Below are 16,961 nucleotides of genomic sequence, written 5' to 3' on the forward strand. Positions count from 1 at the left end.
GTCGGCGCGCCGACGCGGGGCGATCTTTCTTCGGGTGACGACGGGAGGCTCCAGGACGTACGGGGTGGTGGGGTTGCTGAATTCTAATGGGTCACCCGCGACCGGCGCTCGGTGTCCCGGCGATCAGCGGTTGAGCCGGACGTCCACCACGATGGGGCTGTGGTCGGACGGGATGGGCCTGACCATGCGGCCGTTCGAGATGAGGGCACCGTTGGCCCACCTCTCGATCCTGCCCTCGCTCGGCCGGATCCAGACATGGTCGACGTGATCGCCCCACTTGTAGCTGATCCGCGGCACGACGTCGAACCCGTTGTAGCTGTTGTGGTGCTGGCGGTAGAGCTTGAGCGCCAGGTCGAACGCGTCGTAGTAGCCCAGGCGGTGGAACACGCTGGCCATGTCGTCGTTGTCGCGGTTCTTGTGCGAGTTGAAGTCGCCGGCGTAGACGACCGGCAGGCCGCCGGGGTTGATCGTCGTGAGGTGCGAGGTCAGCGTCTTGATCTCGGCCTCGCGCTGCTCGGCGCGCGTCTCGTTGTCGCCCGCCACGGTGTGGACGTCGACGAACACCGTGGGCTGGCCGGTCTGCCGGTCGACCAGGACCGCCCACACGGCATAGCGGCAGCCTGCGTCGTGATAGCCGAGATAGACGTAGCCGGTCGTGCTCTTCGGCCAGGTGCGGTCGCAGCCCACGTGGTTCTCGCCCGGGTCGGCAGGCACCGGCGTGGTGGGCTCGGCCACCGTGAACCTCGAGGTCTTGTAGAGCAGTCGCTTGGAGCTCTTGCTCACCGCCTCGGCGTAGCCCGTCGCGGGCGGGACGGCCAGGTTGACCGCTTCCTGCGCTGCGATGACGTCGGGGGAGTAGGCCGCGATGCGGGCCAGCGCGGCCGGCTGCCGGGTGCTCCAGGAGGAGCACTTCTGCGAGCAGACGTTGTAGGTCATCACGCGGTAGCGCGGGCCCGCCGCAGGATCCAGCCGCCTGATCGTCGTGTGACCGACGCGCGCCGACTTCGAGCCGACGGCACTGCCGTTGCGCGCCCGGACCTGGACGAAGTAGCTGGCGCCGCGGGCGAGCCCGGTGAACGTCTTGGCGCTGGCCGTCGTCGTGTAGCGCTTGGCGTTGTCCATCGAGTAGTGCCGGGAGATGAAGACCTCGTACGACCGCGCGTGGCTCGCGGTGTACCAGTCGACGGTGAGCCCGGCCGTGCCGGTGCTTCGGGAGTAGGACGCCGCGGTGAACGACACGAGGCCCACGCTGCCGGGCCTCGTGGCGGCCGACGCCGCCTCCAGTCCGGTGAGCATCAGGAGGAAGGTGACGGCCCCCGCCGCAAGAACACGCATCAACCGAGGATAAGTGGTCGCGAGGTCAGGCGGGGCGACTCTGCGGAGTCATCGGCCCGGGATCGTGAGGACCGTGCGCACCGGGTTGTGGTCGGTCGCGAACGGCAGGGCGTAGTTGTCACCCTTCAGCCTCAGGACGACCCGCCACGAGTCGACCCGGATCTCCGGGTCGACGTAGATGTGGTCGACGTGGTCGCTGTGCTTGAGCGGCGGGTTGATGGCCTGGTTGGCGCTGTTCCACGTCGACGCCACGACGTAGTCGGCCCGGTTCAGCGCGTCGGGGATGCCCGCGGCGGTGAACACCTTGAGCACGGCGTCGTAGCCACCGGGGTAGCGGCTCTGGATGGCGTTGCTCTTGTTGGAGTTGTAGTCGCCGGCGTAGACCACCGGCAGGTCCTTCGGGTTCGCGGCAGCGACCTTGCTCAGCAGCGTCTTGGTCTGGGCATAGCGCAGGTCGTCGCGGGACTTGCCCTTGCCCGGCTGCAGGTGGGCGTCGACGACGATGAAGGTGGCCCGGGAGGTCCGGTCGCGGAGCTCGGCCCACACGGCGTACTTGCGCTCCGCGGAGCTCAAGGTGATCCCGCCGGAGCGTAGGACGTCGTAGCGGGCCTTGTCGTAGAACAGCGTCTTGGCGTGGAGGTAGGCCGCGACCCCGAAGCCGGGGAGCTCGGTGATGAAGCGGGTGTCCTCGTCGTGCGACTCCTGCGTGGCCACGATGCCGGACTTGGCGCCGCGGACGATGGCGCCGGCGTAGTCCTTGCGGGTCCGCCAGGTCTTCATCCGGTTGGCCGAGCTGACGCACTTGTCCTGCCCGCACAGGTTGTAGGTCATGACGTTGATGGTCGCGGGGTTGGCCGGCAGCCGGAGCAGGCGTACCGCGGAGTAGGGGCCTCGGCTGATCCCGTTGATGCCGCGCACGCGGTAGGCATAGCTCCGGCCCACGACGAGGCCCGTGGCCGTTCCCGTCGTGCCGGTCGCCGAGTACGTCTTGAGCTCGGTCGTCATCGACGAGGACGTCGAGACCTGGATCTCGTACGTCTCGGCGTTCCGTGCGCCGGTCCAGCTGAAGGCGATGCTGCGTGAGGCCGACTGCCGCTTGGCCGTGATCTCCTCGACGCTGCCGACGGGGAGGTCGACGGCGCGCTTGGCCGACCGCGAGGACGCACCGAGCGAGTTGTAGGCGTAGACCCGGTAGTAGTAGTCGCCGTACGCCGTCGGGGTCAGTCCGGCGAAGGTGGCGGTCCGGGTCGCCGAGCGAGGGGACGAGCGCAGGCACGTCTCGGCGGTCGTGCTCATGAGGCAGACCGAGTAGGTGCGCGCCGAGGCTGCGGGCTCCCACTCGACCACGAGCGTCGAGTAGCCAAGGCGCTGGGTGATGCCGGTGACGACGGCGGGGGCCGCCGGTTCCTTGAGGTCGAACGACGCGAGGGCCGAGACGGAGCTGGCCTCGCCGTTGAAGGCGTACACCTTGAAGAAGTAGTCGGTGCCGGGCGTCGGCTCGAGCCCGAGGACGGTGAACGACGTCGTCGTGAGCTGGCCCGAGGTCCGTGCGCACGAGGTGCTCGTGTTGTGCACCATGAGGCAGACGCGGTAGCTCGTCGCGGTCGCCACCGGTCGCCAGGACAGGACGGCCGACGACTGTCCCGCCCGCGCCGAGAGCCCGGTGGGCGCCGCCGGGGCCGTGGCCGCGCCGGCAGGGACGAAGCCGACGAGGGAGACGAGGAGGGCGATGGAAGCGGTGCCGAGGACGACAGCACGCCGGAGTGTTGCAGTCATGAATGAACCTTGCTGGTGGGGAAGCGGCTCGGTCGAGCCGACCAGTAGTCCTACGAGGGTAGGCGAATTCCGGCCGAAAAGCACCGTATGGCGGGCCGTACGGCCGCGCGGCCTAGAGTGGCCGGCGTGGAAGTACTCGCGGAGGTCGTGCGTTCAGGGCTCGTCGAGAGCCGCCATCGAGGGGTCGCCGTCGGCGTCGATCCGGCCGGTGAGGTGACCTGGTCGATCGGCGATCCGAGCACCGTGATCTTCCCGCGATCGGCCAACAAGCCGATCCAGGCGCTCGGCATGCTGCGCGCCGGTCTGCCGCTCGACGGCCGCCTGCTGGCGCTGGCGTCGGCGAGCCACTCCGGTGAGCCGTTCCACCTCGACGCCGTCCGCGAGATCCTCGCCCTGGCCGGGCTGGACGAGTCGGCGCTGCAGACCCCGCCGTCGTACCCGCTGGACCCCCACGTCCACGCCGACCACCTCCGTGCCGGTGGCACGCGCCAGCCCATCTGCATGGACTGCTCGGGCAAGCACGCCGCGATGCTGCTCACCTGCGTGGTCAACGAGTGGTCGGTCGACGACTACCTCGACCCCGAGCACCCGCTCCAGCGGGAGATCACCGCGACGTTCACCGAGCTCACCGACGGCCCCCCGGCGGTCGCCGGCACCGACGGTTGCGGAGCGCCCCTGCTCGCGACCCCGCTCCAGCAGCTCGCCAGGGCGGTCGGCCGCATCCTGCAGAGCCCGGCCGGCACTCCCGGAGCACGGCTGATCGGTGCCATGCGGGAGCACCCCGAGTACGTCAGCGGGACGACCCGGGCCGAGCGCGACCTCATGCTGGCGGTCCCCGGGCTGGTGGCCAAGTCCGGCGCCGAGAGCGTCTACGTCGTGGGCCTGTCCGACGGCTCGGCGTACGCGATCAAGATCGAGGACGGGAGCGAGCGGCCCTTGTACGCCGTGATGGGCCGGGCCCTCGAGCTCGCAGGTCTGGACGCGCCGATCCTGCGCGATCGCCCCACCGTCCTCGGTGGGGGCAAGCCCGTCGGCGAGCTGCGAACTACCTTCTGACCTGCGGCGATGCGTGTGACGAGGGTCGCAAGCAGTTCTGCTTGCATTTGCTAACTTTTGCAAGCACCATGGAGTCATGGCCAAGTTGAGCATGCAGAAGACCGTCGAAGGACTGGGCGACTATCTGCGTGAGCAGCGGGGTCAGGCGCAGATGTCTCTCCGGCAGCTGTCTGAGCTCACGGATGTCTCCAATCCGTACCTCAGTCAGATCGAGAGGGGGCTGCGCCGACCTTCAGCAGAAGTCCTGCAGCAGATCGCCAAGGCGCTCAGGATCTCCGCCGAGTCGCTCTACGTCCGAGCCGGCATCCTCGATGCCGACGAGAACGGAGCGCGGATGGTCGAGGACGCCATCGCCCTCGACCCCCGTCTCACCGAGCGTCAGAAGACCGCGCTGCTCGATATCTATCGCTCGTTCGTCGGCACTGCCGAAGCGTCGGACACCGAGCTGGCCGCAACAGTGACCGAAGCCAACCAGGAGGAAACCGCATGACCACCATCACCGAGACCATCAACGCGCAGGTGAAGTCGATCGTCGACGACGTCAAGAACCTGCAGGACACCCTCAAGAAGCTCGACGTCTCCGACCTGCAGAAGCAGGCTCAGGGTGTTGCGCAGACCGCCCTCGGCACCGCCACCGCGGCGTACGCCGATCTGGCCAAGCGCAGCGAGAAGCTCGTCGAGAAGGCCAACGAGAGCGTCGACGAGTACGCCAAGCAGGCTCGTGAGTTTGCCGACGAGGCCCAGAAGCGCGCCGAGCAGCTCGTGACGGACGCCAAGACGCAGGTCACCAAGGTGACGTCGAAGGCGCCGACCACGGCCCGCAAGGCTGCCGAGAAGGTCGACACGACCGTCAAGAAGACGCCCGAGCCGGCCAAGAAGGCCCCGGCCGCCAAGAAGGCTCCGGCCAAGAAGGCTCCGGCTGCCAAGAAGGCGACGACCGCCGCCAAGAAGGCTCCGGCCAAGACGGCGTCGGCGGCTGCCAAGAAGGCGCCCGCGAAGAAGGCTCCGGCCAAGAAGGCCTGACGTCCCAGCACCATCGCACGAGGCGGGTCCCCATGCGGGGGCCCGCCTCGTGTGCGTCGTTGGATAGCCTTCGTCCCATGCTCGACATCGAGAACGGCTTGATGATCGTCCTGTCGATCGCGCTGTTCGCGGCCAAGGGCTTCGCCCTGGTCGACTGCGTCGCTCGTCCTTCGGCGAAGTTCACCTACATCGAGACCCTGCCGAAGCAGACCTGGCTCATCATCCTGGTGCTGGCGATCCTCGCCCACCTCGTCGACGGGTTCAACCCGCTCGGCCTGCTCAGCCTCATCGGCACCGTCGCGGCGTTCGTCTATCTCGCCCAGGTGCGGGGGTCCGACGCCCGCTGAGCGGATTGGCCAACTGCGGCGCGCCTCGCGTACGGTCGCAAGGTTGCCAGCTTCACCTACCGTTCGGGGGATCGGATGAATCAGCAGACAGCGTCGTGGCGCGCACGTATCGACCCGGTGGTCTTCTGGGTCACCAGCGTGCTGGCCGTGGCCTTCGTCGCCTGGGGCCTTCTCAGCACGGACGGCCTGGCCGACGCCTCGGGTGACGCCCAGAGCTGGGTCATCACCAACACCGGCTGGTTCTTCGTGCTCAGCTCGACGTTCTTCGTCATCTTCGTGATCTGCCTGGCCGCCAGCAAGTACGGCAAGATCCCGCTGGGCGACGACGACGAGGAGCCCGAGTTCCGCACGGTCTCGTGGATCGCGATGATGTTCAGCGCGGGCATGGGCATCGGCCTGATGTTCTGGGGGGTCGCCGAGCCGCTCACGCACTACGCCGCGCCGCCGCCCGGCACCTCGAGGCCCGAGACCGAGGAAGCCATGCAGACCGCGATGGCGACCACGATGTTCCACTGGGCGCTGCACCCCTGGGCGATCTACGCCGTCGTCGGCATCGCGATCGCCTACGGCACGTTCCGCAAGGGTCGCTCCCACCTCATCTCCTCGGCGTTCCGGCCGCTGATCGGCGCCCGGGCCGACGGTCCGGTCGGACGGGCCATCGACATGCTCGCGATCTTCGCGACCCTCTTCGGGTCCGCCGCGTCGCTGGGGCTCGGTGCGCTGCAGATCGGCAGCGGGATCACCTACAACGGCTGGGCCGACAGCGCCGGCAAGACGCTGCTGGTCGCGATCATCGTCGTCCTGACGATCGCGTTCATCGCCTCCGCCGTCTCCGGCATCGCCAAGGGCATCCAGTGGCTGTCCAACATCAACATGGTGCTGGCGCTGGTCCTGGCCGTGTTCGTCTTCCTCGCCGGCCCAACGCTGCTGATCCTCAACCTGCTTCCCACCACCCTCGGCGACTACGTCAGCCAGATGACCGGCATGGCCTCGCGCACGGCGGCCAGCGGTGACGATGACATGAAGACCTGGCTGGCGAGCTGGACGATCTTCTACTGGGCCTGGTGGGTCTCGTGGACCCCGTTCGTCGGGATGTTCATCGCGCGCATCAGCCGCGGTCGTACGATCCGCCAGTTCGTCACCGGCGTGCTGATCGTGCCGTCGCTCGTCAGCCTCGTGTGGTTCGCGATCTTCGGCGGCACGGCGATCGACGTCCAGCGCCGGACCGGAGACCTGGTCGACAAGGCCGGCGCGGTCGAGCCCACGTCCGCACTCTTCGGGACCCTCGACCACCTGCCCCTGGCGTCGGTCTCGACGGTCCTCGTGATGGTGCTGGTCGGCATCTTCTTCGTCTCCGGCGCCGATGCGGCGTCGATCGTCATGGGCACGCTCAGCGAGAAGGGTTCGATCGCGCCGTCGCGGTGGACCGTCGTGTTCTGGGGCACCGTCATGGGCGGTGTCGCGGCGATCATGCTGGCGACCGGCGGCAAGGACGGCTCGGAGGCGCTGACGGGCCTCCAGCAGATCACGATCGTCGCGGCGGTGCCGTTCGTGCTGGTCATGGCCGCGATGTGCCTGTCGCTCTACAAGGACCTGCAGACCGACCCCGTGATCGTCCGGCACCACCGGGCGGTCGAGGTCGTCGCCAACGCGGTGGTGACCGGCGAGGAGGAGCACGACGACGACTTCGTCCTGGTGATCGAGCCGGCTCCGGACGACCAGAAGACCTAGCCGCCCTCGGGCCGTCGGGGCCTCACGTCAGCGTGGCCGGGCGGGGTGCAGCCACCGGGTGACCACGACCCGCAGGACCCCCAGGTCGGCGTCGGGCGAGACCTCGGGATGCGTGTCGCGGATCGCCCGGTGCGCGACCACGAGCCCGGCGAGCCACCGGGCGGTGTCGTCGACGTGGAGCTCGCGATCGACCGAGCCGTCCTCGATCGCCTGGCTGCAGAGCGTGGCGAACGTCCGCTCGACGTCGCGGCTGAGCGGCAGGCCGGGGTTGTCGGCGAGGTGGTCGAGCAGGTCGAGCAGCCGGTCCCAGGCGGTCTCGTCCACCGCGTCGTTGGTCGTCACGGCTCCACGATAGTCACTAGAACATGCGTTCGATTCGGCGTACGATGGCGGTATGGAGGAGTTCTTCCAGGGATCGCTGCTCGACATGGGTCAACCCACCGGCCTCGGCGCGCTCGCGCCGGCTCGCACGGTGCTGACCGACGGTGCCTGGGTCGACGTGCAGCCGGGCTGGGTCACGGGGTCCGACGACCTGTTTCTTCGCCTGCAGGCCGAGGTGCCGTGGCGGGCGGAGAACCGGGAGATGTACGACCGGGTCGTCGACGTGCCCCGTCTGCTGTGCCACTACGGCGTCGGCGCGCGGCTGCCCGATCCGCTGCTGCTCGAGGCGCGGGAGCGGTTGAGCGACCACTACGAGCCCGAGCTCGGTGAGCGCTTCGTGACCGCTGGGCTGTGCAACTACCGCGATGGTCGCGACAGCGTGGCCTGGCACGGGGATCGCATCGGCCGGGGCCGGACCGACAACACGATGGTCGCGATCGTCTCGCTCGGCGCTGCCCGCCGGCTGTCGTTGCGCCCCCGTGGCGGTGGCAAGCAGATCGGGTTCGCCCTGGGGCACGGCGACCTCGTCGTCATGGGCGGGACGTGCCAACGTACGTGGGAGCACGCGATCCTCAAGACCGCCAAGCCCGTCGGCCCCCGCATCAGCGTCCAGTTCCGCCCGAAGAACGTCCTCTGACCCCCGGGCGGTGGGTTAGCGTCCAGTCGGCTGCGGGGGCGGTGACTTGGCGTCCAGTCGGCTGCGGGAGCGGTGTCTCGGCGTCCAGTCGGCTGCGGGGGCGGTGACTAGGCGTCCAAGCCAGCACTCTCTCTGGACGCTGTGTCACCGATCCGTGTCCACACTGCCGCAGCGGTGTCCAGGCGTCCACAGGCGAGCTGCCAAGCGCCGCTGCACGGGCACCGGGGGTCGATGGTGGAAGCATGCCTCCACCGATGGGCCTTCCACCTGCGCTCTTGGCCGGCCCGTTCACAGCAGCAAGCGCACGAGCTCTCGGCGTCTCGGAGAAGGTGTTGCGTGGCAAGCGCTTCCGCAGAATCTACCCGCGAGTGTGGGTCCACGTGGATCATGCGATGAGCGATCTAGACCAGATCGCGGGCGCGAAGCTGGCAATGCCAAATCGTGCTCAGCTCAGCCACCTCAGCCGCATCCAGGCGCTGGGTCTCGCCTTCGGTCCCGTCACACCGGTCCGGTTCACTGTCGCGGGCGACCTGCACCTCGATCTCGACGATGTCTTCCTCCACCGAACGGAGGTCCTCCCGCCGCTGGACGACGTGGGGGTGACTCCGGCCGCGGCGTTCCTCCAGTACTGCTCGGACGCTCGGATGATCGACGCGATCAAGGTGGGCGACTGGTTGCTGCATCGACGGCACATGACGATACTCGAGGCGGGCGAGCTCGCGCGGCGCGATCATTGGCGCCCGGGCGCGCGCCAGGTCCGGCGCGTGCTGCCGCACCTTGACGCGGCGTCTCGTTCGCTGAAGGAGTCCGAGACCCGGGCTTTGGTGGTCTTCGCCGGACTGCCGAGGCCTGAGGTCAACGTGGATCTCGTGCTCAACGGCCGACACCTCGGTTGCGTCGACCTCTTGTTCCGGATCTGGCTGCTCGTCCTGGAGTACGAGGGCCGTCAGCACGCCGAGACGGTCGAGCAGTTCAACATCGACATCACGCGGTACGCGGGGTTTCGCGACGAGCTCGTCGCGTACGTACAGATCACGAACGAGATGCTCCGGCAGCCCCGTGCCCTGATGCTGCTGATCCATCAGAAGCTGATCGATCGGGGCTATGACGGCCCGCCGCCCGTCTTCGGCGCCAGATGGTCGTCCCTCTTCACCCGTATCCCATCGAGCGGTGACCTAGCGTCCAAGATCCCCTGACAGCTGGACGCCAGGTCACCGCTCGGCTGGTCAGCTGGACGCTAACCCACCGCCCGGCAGGTTACTTCTTGGCGCGGCGGTTGGCGCGGTCGCGCTCGGTGGCGTCGAGGATGATCTTGCGGATACGGACGTTGGCCGGGGTGACCTCGACGCACTCGTCCTCGCGGCAGAACTCCAGCGACTGCTCGAGCGACAGCTTGCGCGGCGGGACGAGCTTCTCGAACTCGTCGGCGTTCGAGCGGACGTTGGTCTGCTTCTTCTCGCGGACGATGTTGATGTCCATGTCGTCCGAGCGGGAGTTCTCGCCGACGATCATGCCCTCGTACACCTCGGTCGCGGGCTCGATGAACAGCGTGCCGCGCTCCTGGATGTTGGTCATGGCGTACGACGTCGCGGCGCCTGCGCGGTCCGAGACGAGGGAGCCGGAGGGGCGCGTCGAGATCTCGCCGGCCCACGGCTCGTACTTCTCGAACGTCTGGTGCGCGATGCCCGTGCCGCGGGTGTCGGTCAGGAACTCCGTGCGGAAGCCGATCAGGCCACGCGCCGGCACGATGAACTCCATGCGGACCCAGCCGGTGCCGTGGTTGATCATCTGCTCCATGCGGCCCTTGCGGACGGCCAGGAGCTGGGTGATGGCGCCGAGGTACTCCTCGGGCGCATCGATCGTCAGGCGCTCCATCGGCTCGTGCAGCTTGCCGTCGACCTCGCGGGTCACGACCTGCGGCTTGCCGACCGTCAGCTCGTAGCCTTCGCGGCGCATCTGCTCGACGAGGATCGCCAGGGCCAGCTCGCCACGACCCTGCACCTCCCAGGCGTCGGGGCGCTCGGTGTCGAGCACCTTGAGCGACACGTTGCCGATCAGCTCGCGGTCGAGCCGGTCCTTGACGAGGCGGGCGGTCACCTTGGTGCCCTTCTCGCGGCCGGCCAGCGGCGAGGTGTTGGTGCCGATCGTCATCGAGATGGCCGGCTGGTCGACCGTGATGAGGGGCAGCGCGACGGGGTTCTCCGGATCGGCCAGGGTCTCGCCGATCGTGATGTCGGGGATGCCTGCGATCGCGACGATGTCGCCGGGACCGGCGCTCTCACCGGGTACGCGCTCGAGCTCCTTGGTGACGAGCAGCTCGGTGATCTTGACCCGCTCGGTCGTGCCGTCGTGCTTCATCCACGCGACCTGGGCGCCCTTCTTGAGGGTGCCCTCGAAGACGCGGACGAGGGCGAGCCGGCCGAGGAACGGCGAGGCGTCGAGGTTGGTGACGTGGGCCTGCAGGGGCGCGCCCTCGGTGTACTCCGGGGCCGGCACCGCGTCCATGATCGTCTGGAACAGCGGGATGAGGTTGTCGCTGTCCGGCATGCCGCCGTCCTCGGGCTTGTTGAGCGAGGCGCGACCGGCACGGGCGGAGGCGTACACGACGGGGAAGTCGAGGGCGTCCTCGCTGGCGCCGTCCTCCAGCAGGTCGAGGAAGAGCTCGTACGTCTCGTCGACGACCTCGGCGATGCGCGAGTCGGGACGGTCGACCTTGTTGACGACCAGCACGACGGGCATGTGGGCCGCGAGGGCCTTGCGGAGCACGAAGCGGGTCTGGGGCAGCGGGCCCTCGGACGCGTCGACCAGCAGGATGACGGCGTCGACCATCGACAGGCCGCGCTCGACCTCACCGCCGAAGTCGGCGTGCCCGGGGGTGTCGATGATGTTGATCGTCACGCCGCCGTCGGGAGCACCGGGACCGTTGTAGCTCACCGCGGTGTTCTTCGCGAGGATCGTGATGCCCTTCTCGCGCTCGAGGTCGCCGGAGTCCATGGCGCGCTCGGCGAGCTGGTGGTGCTCGTCATAGTGACCCTGCTGCTGGAGCATGGCGTCGACCAGCGTGGTCTTGCCGTGGTCGACGTGGGCGACGATTGCGACATTGCGCAGGTCGGAGCGAATGGGCATGCGAAAAAAGTCCTATGCGTGGGGAATGCTCGAGCACCTCGGAGCCTTCCCATTCTACGGGGGACGACCCGTGAGAGACGAATCGCGGCCGCACGCAGGTCATTGCTCGTTCACAAACACTTCATTTGCACAAAGGTTGCATCAACGTTAGGTTTTTCCCGTGCCCACCTCACCGGACGATCTCTATGCCGCCTTGGAGGACTTCATCATGCGCTTGATGACACTCGCCGAGTCCGACGGCATGGACGCGATGGTCGAGCTCGACCTGTCGTTCTCGCAGGCACGGACGTTGTTCCTGCTCGCCAAGAAGGGCGAGCCCATGCCGATCCACGCGATCGCCAAGACGCTCGGCCTCTCGGACGCAGCGACCGGTCGCAACGTCGAGCAGCTGCTCAAGCTCGATGTCGTCGAGCGTCGGGAGAGCCCCGACGACCGACGGGTCAAGCTCGTCTCGCTCACCCCGGTCGGCGAGAAGCTCAGCATGCAACACATCGACTGCAAGCGGCAGTCGATCAAGGCCTTCACGGCGGACCTGCCCGAAGACCAGCGCGACAACCTGCATCGCGCGATCAGCGAGATCCTCGCCGGCGACACCCTGCGCCGGCACACCCACTAGGAGATATGCGTATGACTTCCCCAACGGGACAGATCGACGACAGCGACAAGATCACCCCGGAGCTGCTCAAGATCGCCGGCGTCGTCGTGCTCGGCGCGATCATGTCGATCCTCGACGTCACGGTCGTCAACGTCGCCCTGCCGACGTTCCAGACCGAGCTGTCGAGCAGTGACGAGCCGCTGGCCTACTCCACCGTCGCGTGGACCGCCACGGCGTACATGCTGGCGCTCGCCGCGGTCATCCCGCTCACCGGCTGGGCGGCCGACCGGTTCGGCACCAAGCGGCTCTACATGACGGCGATCGCCCTCTTCACGATCGGCTCGCTGCTCTGCGCGACGGCCTGGAACATCGAGGCCCTCATCGGCTTCCGGGTGCTTCAGGGCCTCGGTGGCGGCATGCTGATGCCGCTCGGCATGACGATCATGACCAAGGCTGCAGGACCGCACCGCATGGGCCGCCTCATGGCGATCCTCGGCATCCCGATGCTGCTCGGCCCGATCATGGGCCCGATCCTCGGTGGTGTCCTGATCGACGCTGCGTCGTGGCACTGGGTGTTCCTCATCAACCTGCCGATCGGCCTGATCGGCCTCGTGTACGCCTCGCGCGTCCTGCCCAAGGACGCCCCGGAGCCGAGCGAGTCGCTTGACGTCGTCGGCATGATCCTGCTGTCGCCGGGTCTCGCCTCGCTGCTCTACGGCGTCTCGTCGATCCCCGAGGAGGGTACGGTCGCGGCCACGAAGGTGCTGCTGCCGGCGATCATCGGGGTGCTCCTCATCGGTGCGTTCGTGTTCTGGTCGTTCAAGCCGCAGCACCCGCTGCTCGACCTGCGACTGTTCAAGGACCGCAACCTCACCGTCTCGATCATCACGATGTTCCTGTTCGCCGGCGCGTTCTTCGGCGCCCTGCTGCTGGTCCCGACCTACTTCCAGCAGGTCGACGGCTACTCGGTCAAGAAGGCGGGTCTGCTGGTCGCGGCTCAGGGCATCGGCGCGATGCTGACGATGCCGATCGCGGGCGCGCTCACGGACAAGATGCCGGTGGGTCGCATCGTCCCGTTCGGCTTCCTCGGCATCCTGATCGGCATGTTCGGACTCGCCCAGAGCACCGATCCGGGTACGTCCGACTGGACCATCATGGGCTGGCTGTTCGTCACTGGTCTCGGCATGGGCGCGACGATGATGCCGCTGTTCACGTCGGCGCTCAAGACGCTCAAGGCGGCCGACGTCGCCCGTGGGTCGACGCTGCTCAACGTCACGCAGCAGGTGGCCAGCGCCACCGGCATCGCGACGATCTCGGTCGTGCTGACCAACGCGATGAAGAGTGGCGACGTCCTGGCCGGTTCGGAGAAGCTGCCGGGCGTCGAGGGCGGTCTGACAGCAGCCCAGCTGGCGGCAAGCTCGCACACCGAGAACGGCAGCAAGCTCGTCGACATGCTGAACGTCACGGACGGAACGCTCCAGAAGGGCTTCCAGGACCTGGCGGATGCCTTCCAGTCGTCCTACTGGGTCGCCTTCGCGGTGCTGCTCGCCACGTTGATCCCGGTCGCGTTCCTCCCGCGCAAGCGCGAGGCCGTGCACCTGCTCGACGACGAGGAGGGCGCCACGCCGGTCGTCATGCACTGACCAGCGCCTCGTCCGAACGGCCTCACCGGCAACCGGTGGGGCCGTTCGTCATGTGCGGTGGACCTTGTGCTGCGCGGCCTGCGCGATCGGCTTGAGCACCATCAGGTCGACGTTGACGTGGTGGGGCCGGGTTGCGACCCAGACGATGGCCTCGGCGATGTCGTCGGCGACGAGAGGCTCCCGCACCCCCGCGTAGATCGCGTCCGCCTTGGCCTGGTCGCCGCCGAACCGGTTGAGCGAGAACTCGTCGGTGCGCACCATGCCCGGCGCGATCTCGGTGACCCGCACCGGCTGGCCGTTGAGCTCGAGGCGGAGCGTCTCGGTCATGACGGCGACGCCGTGCTTGGCCGCGGTGTAGCCGCCGCCACCTTCGTACGCGATGCGGCCCGCTGTCGACCCGAGGTTGATCAGCGTCCCGGCTCCACTGGCCACGAGGGCCGGGACCAGGGCGCGGGTCACGAGGAGCGTGCCGATGACGTTGACCTCGTACATCTGGCGCCAGTCGTCGGGGTTGCTCGCGGCGACGTGGTCGGTGCCGACCGCTCCGCCGGCGTTGTTGAGCAGCAGGTCGAGCGAGGGGCCGACCGCTTCGGCGAGGTCGGCGACCTGGGCCTCGTCGGTGACGTCGCAGGTGATCGCGGTGCCGCCGATCTCGGCCGCGAGGGCCTCGATGCGCTCGGTCCGGCGGGCGACGCAGAAGACGTGGAATCCGGCCTGGGCGAGGGCGCGCGCAGTGGCGGCGCCGATGCCGCTGCTGGCCCCGGTGACGACGGCGGTGGGCATGACGTCATCGTGTCAGACCGCCGGGCGGGTGCGGGTTGGGCCTCGGGTGAGACGATGTAGTTGAAAGGTGGCTGATCGATGCTCAAGCGAATCGCGATGCTCTCGGCGCACACGTCGCCGCTCGAGCAGCCCGGGGACGGCGACGCCGGCGGCATGAACGTCTACGTGCTGGAGCTCTCGCGACAGCTCGCCTCCCGGGGCATCGAGGTCGAGATCTTCACCCGCGCCACGTCGCGTCACCAGCCCCAGCTCGTCGATGCCGAGCCCGGGATCCTGGTGCACCACGTCCCCGCAGGCCCCTTCGAAGGACTCCAGAAGAACGACCTGCCGTCCCAGCTCTGCTCGTTCGTCCGCGACGTGCTGAGGGCCGAGGTCGAGCGGGAGCCCGGACACTTCGACCTCGTCCACTCCCACTACTGGCTGTCGGGCCAGGTCGGCACGGTGGCCCGCGAGCGATGGAACGTGCCGCTCGTCCACACGATGCACACGATGGCCAAGGTCAAGAACGCGATGCTCGCCGACGGTGATGATGCCGAGCCGATCGGTCGCATCTACGGCGAGGAGGAGATCGTCCGGCTCGCGGACCGGCTCATCGCCAACACGATGGAGGAACGCCGCGAGCTCATCGAGATGTACGACGCCGAGCCCGAGCACGTCGCCGTCGTGCACCCAGGCGTCGATCTCGAGGTGTTCCGCGCAGGACGGCAGGCCGAGGCGCGAGCGGCTCTCGGGATCCCGGACGACGCGGCGCTCCTGCTGTTCGCCGGTCGCATCCAGCCCTTGAAGGCCCCCGACGTCGTGCTGGAGGCCGCGGCACAGATGCTGCGTGACGATCCCGGGCTGCGCGACCACCTCGTCGTCGCGATCGTCGGTGGCGCCTCGGGATCCGGCCTGGACCGGCCGTCCGCCCTGACCGACCTGAGCGCCCGCCTCGGCATCGAGGACGTCGTCCGCTTCGTCCCGACGGTGTCGCAGCACGAGCTCGCGGACTGGTACGCCGCGGCGTCGGTCGTCTGCGTGCCGTCCTACAACGAGTCGTTCGGTCTCGTCGCGATCGAGGCACAGGCGTGCGGCACCCCGGTCGTCGCCGCGCGGGTGGGCGGTCTGTCGACTGCGGTGTCCGACGGCGTGTCCGGCGTGCTGGTCGACGGCCACGACCCGCGCGACTACGCCGCGGCGCTGCACCCGCTGCTGACCGACGCCGAGCTGCGGGGGGCGATGAGCCAGAAGGCCGTGCACCACGCGGAGGGCTTCGGCTGGGACGTCACCGCCGACCGTACGCTCAAGGTCTACGACGAGGCGATCGCCTGGCACCGCACCCACGTGGAGAACGAAGCATGAGCGACGTACGCACGACGATCCTCGAGGCCCTGGCCGGAGCCGAGCTCGAGCACACCGAGCACCGGCCCGGCGTCTTCGAGATCACCCTGCCGGGGGAGCGCAAGCTGCAGACGACGTGCCGCCTCGAGATCGGCAAGCACGCGCTGGGCATCCACGCGTTCGTGTGCCGCAACCCCGACGAGAACCACGAGACGGTCTACCGCTGGCTGCTGGAGCGCAACCTCAAGATGTTCGGCGTGGCCTTCGCGGTCGACTCGGCCGGCGACATCTACCTCGACGGCCGGGTGCCGCTGCACGCCGTCACGGCCGACGAGGTCGACCGCCTGCTCGGCGCCGTGCTGACGTACGCCGACGAGTCGTTCAACACGATCCTCGAGCTCGGGTTCGCGTCGTCGATCCGCAAGGAGTGGGCCTGGCGCGAGTCACGAGGCGAGTCGACCCGCAATCTCGACGCGTTCAAGCACCTCAAGCCGTCGAGCTGAGCCCTTCCGCGATCGCGTAGCGTTGCCGTTGTGAAGGTCTTGATCTTCGCCGACATCACGGATCCGTGGTCCTACATCGGCGCCACCCGCTTCGAGCGCGCTGCTGCGATGTTCTCGATCCTCACCGGCGAGCCCGTCGAGCTCACGTTCCGGGCCTACCAGCTCGATCCCTCGGCCCCCAGCGACGGCCGGCTCCTGATGGCGGCGGCCGCGGAGGAGCTCGGTGGCGCGGACCAGGCCGAGCTCGTCAACGTCCAGGTCACCGCTGCGGCGAGGATCACCGGCATCGACCTCAACTTCGAGGAGGCCGTGCGGGCCAACTCGTTCGACGCGTGGCGGCTGCTGACCTGGGCCGACGAATCCGGTCCGGGCATCCAGCGCGACCTCGCACACCAGCTCTGGCGCGCGCACTTCCTCGAGGGCGCCGACATCGGTGACCCGTTCGCACTGGCCACGAGGGCCGCCCTCGTGGGGCTCGACCTCGAGACGGCCGAGGCGCTGCTGGCCAGCACGGAGTACGCCGACGAGGTGCGTACGCAGGTGGCCACCGGGCAGGCCATCGGCGTCACGCAGCTGCCCTACGTCGTGGTCGAGCAGCACTGGACGCTCGCCGGAATCCACTCGCAGGACGACTACGTGCAGGCGCTCAACCAGATCTACCTGGAGTGGAAGGCCGACGAAGGCCCGCAGGACTGACCCAATAGG

At 68.5% G+C, this 16,961-nt stretch carries 17 protein-coding genes; 12 read left to right on the forward strand and 5 right to left on the reverse strand.

Features of this window, described 5'->3' with window-relative positions:
- Positions 1-123: 123 nt before the first annotated feature.
- On the reverse strand, positions 124-1,335 hold the full coding sequence (locus AB0N22_RS15695) for an endonuclease/exonuclease/phosphatase family protein (protein ID WP_364642174.1): 1,212 nt from the start codon (positions 1,333-1,335) through the stop codon (positions 124-126).
- 48 nt (positions 1,336-1,383) lie between these two features.
- The gene (locus AB0N22_RS15700; protein WP_364642177.1) at positions 1,384-3,111 is read right to left on the reverse strand and encodes a fibronectin type III domain-containing protein; all 1,728 of its coding nucleotides are present in this window, start codon (positions 3,109-3,111) and stop codon (positions 1,384-1,386) included.
- 126 nt (positions 3,112-3,237) lie between these two features.
- Between AB0N22_RS15700 and AB0N22_RS15705 the strand changes: the two genes are divergently transcribed.
- The 5 genes from AB0N22_RS15705 (at position 3,238) to AB0N22_RS15725 (ending at position 7,268) form a co-directional block, all read left to right on the forward strand.
- Entirely contained in the window at positions 3,238-4,167 is a 930-nt protein-coding gene (locus AB0N22_RS15705) for an asparaginase (protein ID WP_364642180.1), read from the forward strand.
- Between the two features lie 76 nt (positions 4,168-4,243).
- Positions 4,244-4,657: a helix-turn-helix domain-containing protein gene (locus AB0N22_RS15710; protein WP_364642182.1), complete on the forward strand. Its 414-nt coding sequence runs from the start codon at positions 4,244-4,246 to the stop codon at positions 4,655-4,657.
- Complete coding sequence (locus tag AB0N22_RS15715; RefSeq protein WP_364642185.1) at positions 4,654-5,190, forward strand: hypothetical protein; 537 nt, start codon at positions 4,654-4,656, stop codon at positions 5,188-5,190. The genes AB0N22_RS15710 and AB0N22_RS15715 overlap by 4 nt, the downstream gene beginning before the upstream one ends.
- A 77-nt stretch (positions 5,191-5,267) precedes the next feature.
- Positions 5,268-5,537, forward strand: coding sequence for a DUF2516 family protein (locus AB0N22_RS15720; protein ID WP_364642188.1), 270 nt, complete (start codon positions 5,268-5,270; stop codon positions 5,535-5,537).
- Positions 5,538-5,612: 75 nt separating this feature from the next.
- Positions 5,613-7,268, forward strand: coding sequence for a BCCT family transporter (locus tag AB0N22_RS15725; protein ID WP_364642191.1), 1,656 nt, complete (start codon positions 5,613-5,615; stop codon positions 7,266-7,268).
- Positions 7,269-7,295: 27 nt separating this feature from the next.
- Here the strand turns inward: AB0N22_RS15725 and AB0N22_RS15730 are convergent, their stop codons facing one another.
- Positions 7,296-7,610, reverse strand: coding sequence for a hypothetical protein (locus AB0N22_RS15730; RefSeq protein WP_364642193.1), 315 nt, complete (start codon positions 7,608-7,610; stop codon positions 7,296-7,298).
- Between the two features lie 52 nt (positions 7,611-7,662).
- Between AB0N22_RS15730 and AB0N22_RS15735 the strand changes: the two genes are divergently transcribed.
- Positions 7,663-8,286, forward strand: coding sequence for an alpha-ketoglutarate-dependent dioxygenase AlkB (locus tag AB0N22_RS15735; RefSeq protein ID WP_364642196.1), 624 nt, complete (start codon positions 7,663-7,665; stop codon positions 8,284-8,286).
- A 392-nt stretch (positions 8,287-8,678) separates the two neighbouring features.
- A complete protein-coding gene (locus AB0N22_RS15740) occupies positions 8,679-9,482 on the forward strand; it encodes a hypothetical protein (protein ID WP_364642198.1) in 804 nt (267 codons plus the stop codon).
- Positions 9,483-9,543: 61 nt separating this feature from the next.
- Here AB0N22_RS15740 and typA read toward each other — a convergent pair whose 3' ends face one another.
- Positions 9,544-11,412 (reverse strand): translational GTPase TypA, encoded by a 1,869-nt coding sequence (gene typA, locus AB0N22_RS15745; RefSeq protein ID WP_364642201.1) that lies wholly within the window; start codon positions 11,410-11,412, stop codon positions 9,544-9,546.
- A gap of 160 nt (positions 11,413-11,572) precedes the next feature.
- Between typA and AB0N22_RS15750 the strand changes: the two genes are divergently transcribed.
- Both AB0N22_RS15750 and AB0N22_RS15755 read left to right on the forward strand, forming a co-directional pair.
- Positions 11,573-12,028 carry a MarR family transcriptional regulator gene (locus AB0N22_RS15750; RefSeq protein ID WP_364642204.1) on the forward strand — a complete coding sequence of 152 codons (456 nt, stop codon included), beginning with the start codon at positions 11,573-11,575 and terminating at the stop codon, positions 12,026-12,028.
- Between the two features lie 11 nt (positions 12,029-12,039).
- Entirely contained in the window at positions 12,040-13,650 is a 1,611-nt protein-coding gene (locus AB0N22_RS15755; RefSeq protein WP_364642207.1) for a DHA2 family efflux MFS transporter permease subunit, read from the forward strand.
- Positions 13,651-13,698: 48 nt separating this feature from the next.
- On the opposite strand, the gene AB0N22_RS15760 is transcribed toward AB0N22_RS15755, so the two are convergent.
- Positions 13,699-14,433 carry an SDR family NAD(P)-dependent oxidoreductase gene (locus tag AB0N22_RS15760; protein ID WP_364642210.1) on the reverse strand — a complete coding sequence of 245 codons (735 nt, stop codon included), beginning with the start codon at positions 14,431-14,433 and terminating at the stop codon, positions 13,699-13,701.
- 78 nt (positions 14,434-14,511) lie between these two features.
- Between AB0N22_RS15760 and mshA the strand changes: the two genes are divergently transcribed.
- Genes mshA through AB0N22_RS15775 form a run of 3 tightly spaced genes read left to right on the forward strand, consistent with a single transcriptional unit; the run spans position 14,512 to position 16,952 of the window.
- Complete coding sequence (gene mshA / locus AB0N22_RS15765; protein ID WP_364642213.1) at positions 14,512-15,774, forward strand: D-inositol-3-phosphate glycosyltransferase; 1,263 nt, start codon at positions 14,512-14,514, stop codon at positions 15,772-15,774.
- Complete coding sequence (locus AB0N22_RS15770; protein ID WP_364642216.1) at positions 15,771-16,256, forward strand: YbjN domain-containing protein; 486 nt, start codon at positions 15,771-15,773, stop codon at positions 16,254-16,256. Before mshA ends, AB0N22_RS15770 begins: the two co-directional genes overlap by 4 nt.
- 30 nt (positions 16,257-16,286) lie before the next feature.
- The gene (locus AB0N22_RS15775) at positions 16,287-16,952 is read left to right on the forward strand and encodes a DsbA family protein (RefSeq protein WP_364642219.1); all 666 of its coding nucleotides are present in this window, start codon (positions 16,287-16,289) and stop codon (positions 16,950-16,952) included.
- Positions 16,953-16,961: the final 9 nt, after the last annotated feature.

The organism is Aeromicrobium sp. NPDC092404 (assembly GCF_040684095.1).
In the GTDB taxonomy this organism is placed as follows: Bacteria; Actinomycetota; Actinomycetes; order Propionibacteriales; family Nocardioidaceae; genus Aeromicrobium.

What these genes read in the sequence shown, in the direction of transcription:
- AB0N22_RS15695 (WP_364642174.1), bottom strand. Translation starts at nt 1,335, where the DNA reads ATGCGTGTTCTTGCGGCGGGGGCCGTCACCTTCCTCCTGATGCTCACC.
- AB0N22_RS15700 (WP_364642177.1), bottom strand. Translation starts at nt 3,111, where the DNA reads ATGACTGCAACACTCCGGCGTGCTGTCGTCCTCGGCACCGCTTCCATC.
- AB0N22_RS15710 (WP_364642182.1), top strand. Translation starts at nt 4,244, where the DNA reads ATGGCCAAGTTGAGCATGCAGAAGACCGTCGAAGGACTGGGCGACTAT.
- AB0N22_RS15715 (WP_364642185.1), top strand. Translation starts at nt 4,654, where the DNA reads ATGACCACCATCACCGAGACCATCAACGCGCAGGTGAAGTCGATCGTC.
- AB0N22_RS15720 (WP_364642188.1), top strand. Translation starts at nt 5,268, where the DNA reads ATGCTCGACATCGAGAACGGCTTGATGATCGTCCTGTCGATCGCGCTG.
- AB0N22_RS15725 (WP_364642191.1), top strand. Translation starts at nt 5,613, where the DNA reads ATGAATCAGCAGACAGCGTCGTGGCGCGCACGTATCGACCCGGTGGTC.
- AB0N22_RS15735 (WP_364642196.1), top strand. Translation starts at nt 7,663, where the DNA reads ATGGAGGAGTTCTTCCAGGGATCGCTGCTCGACATGGGTCAACCCACC.
- AB0N22_RS15740 (WP_364642198.1), top strand. Translation starts at nt 8,679, where the DNA reads ATGAGCGATCTAGACCAGATCGCGGGCGCGAAGCTGGCAATGCCAAAT.
- typA (WP_364642201.1), bottom strand. Translation starts at nt 11,412, where the DNA reads ATGCCCATTCGCTCCGACCTGCGCAATGTCGCAATCGTCGCCCACGTC.
- AB0N22_RS15755 (WP_364642207.1), top strand. Translation starts at nt 12,040, where the DNA reads ATGACTTCCCCAACGGGACAGATCGACGACAGCGACAAGATCACCCCG.
- AB0N22_RS15760 (WP_364642210.1), bottom strand. Translation starts at nt 14,433, where the DNA reads ATGCCCACCGCCGTCGTCACCGGGGCCAGCAGCGGCATCGGCGCCGCC.
- mshA (WP_364642213.1), top strand. Translation starts at nt 14,512, where the DNA reads ATGCTCAAGCGAATCGCGATGCTCTCGGCGCACACGTCGCCGCTCGAG.
- AB0N22_RS15770 (WP_364642216.1), top strand. Translation starts at nt 15,771, where the DNA reads ATGAGCGACGTACGCACGACGATCCTCGAGGCCCTGGCCGGAGCCGAG.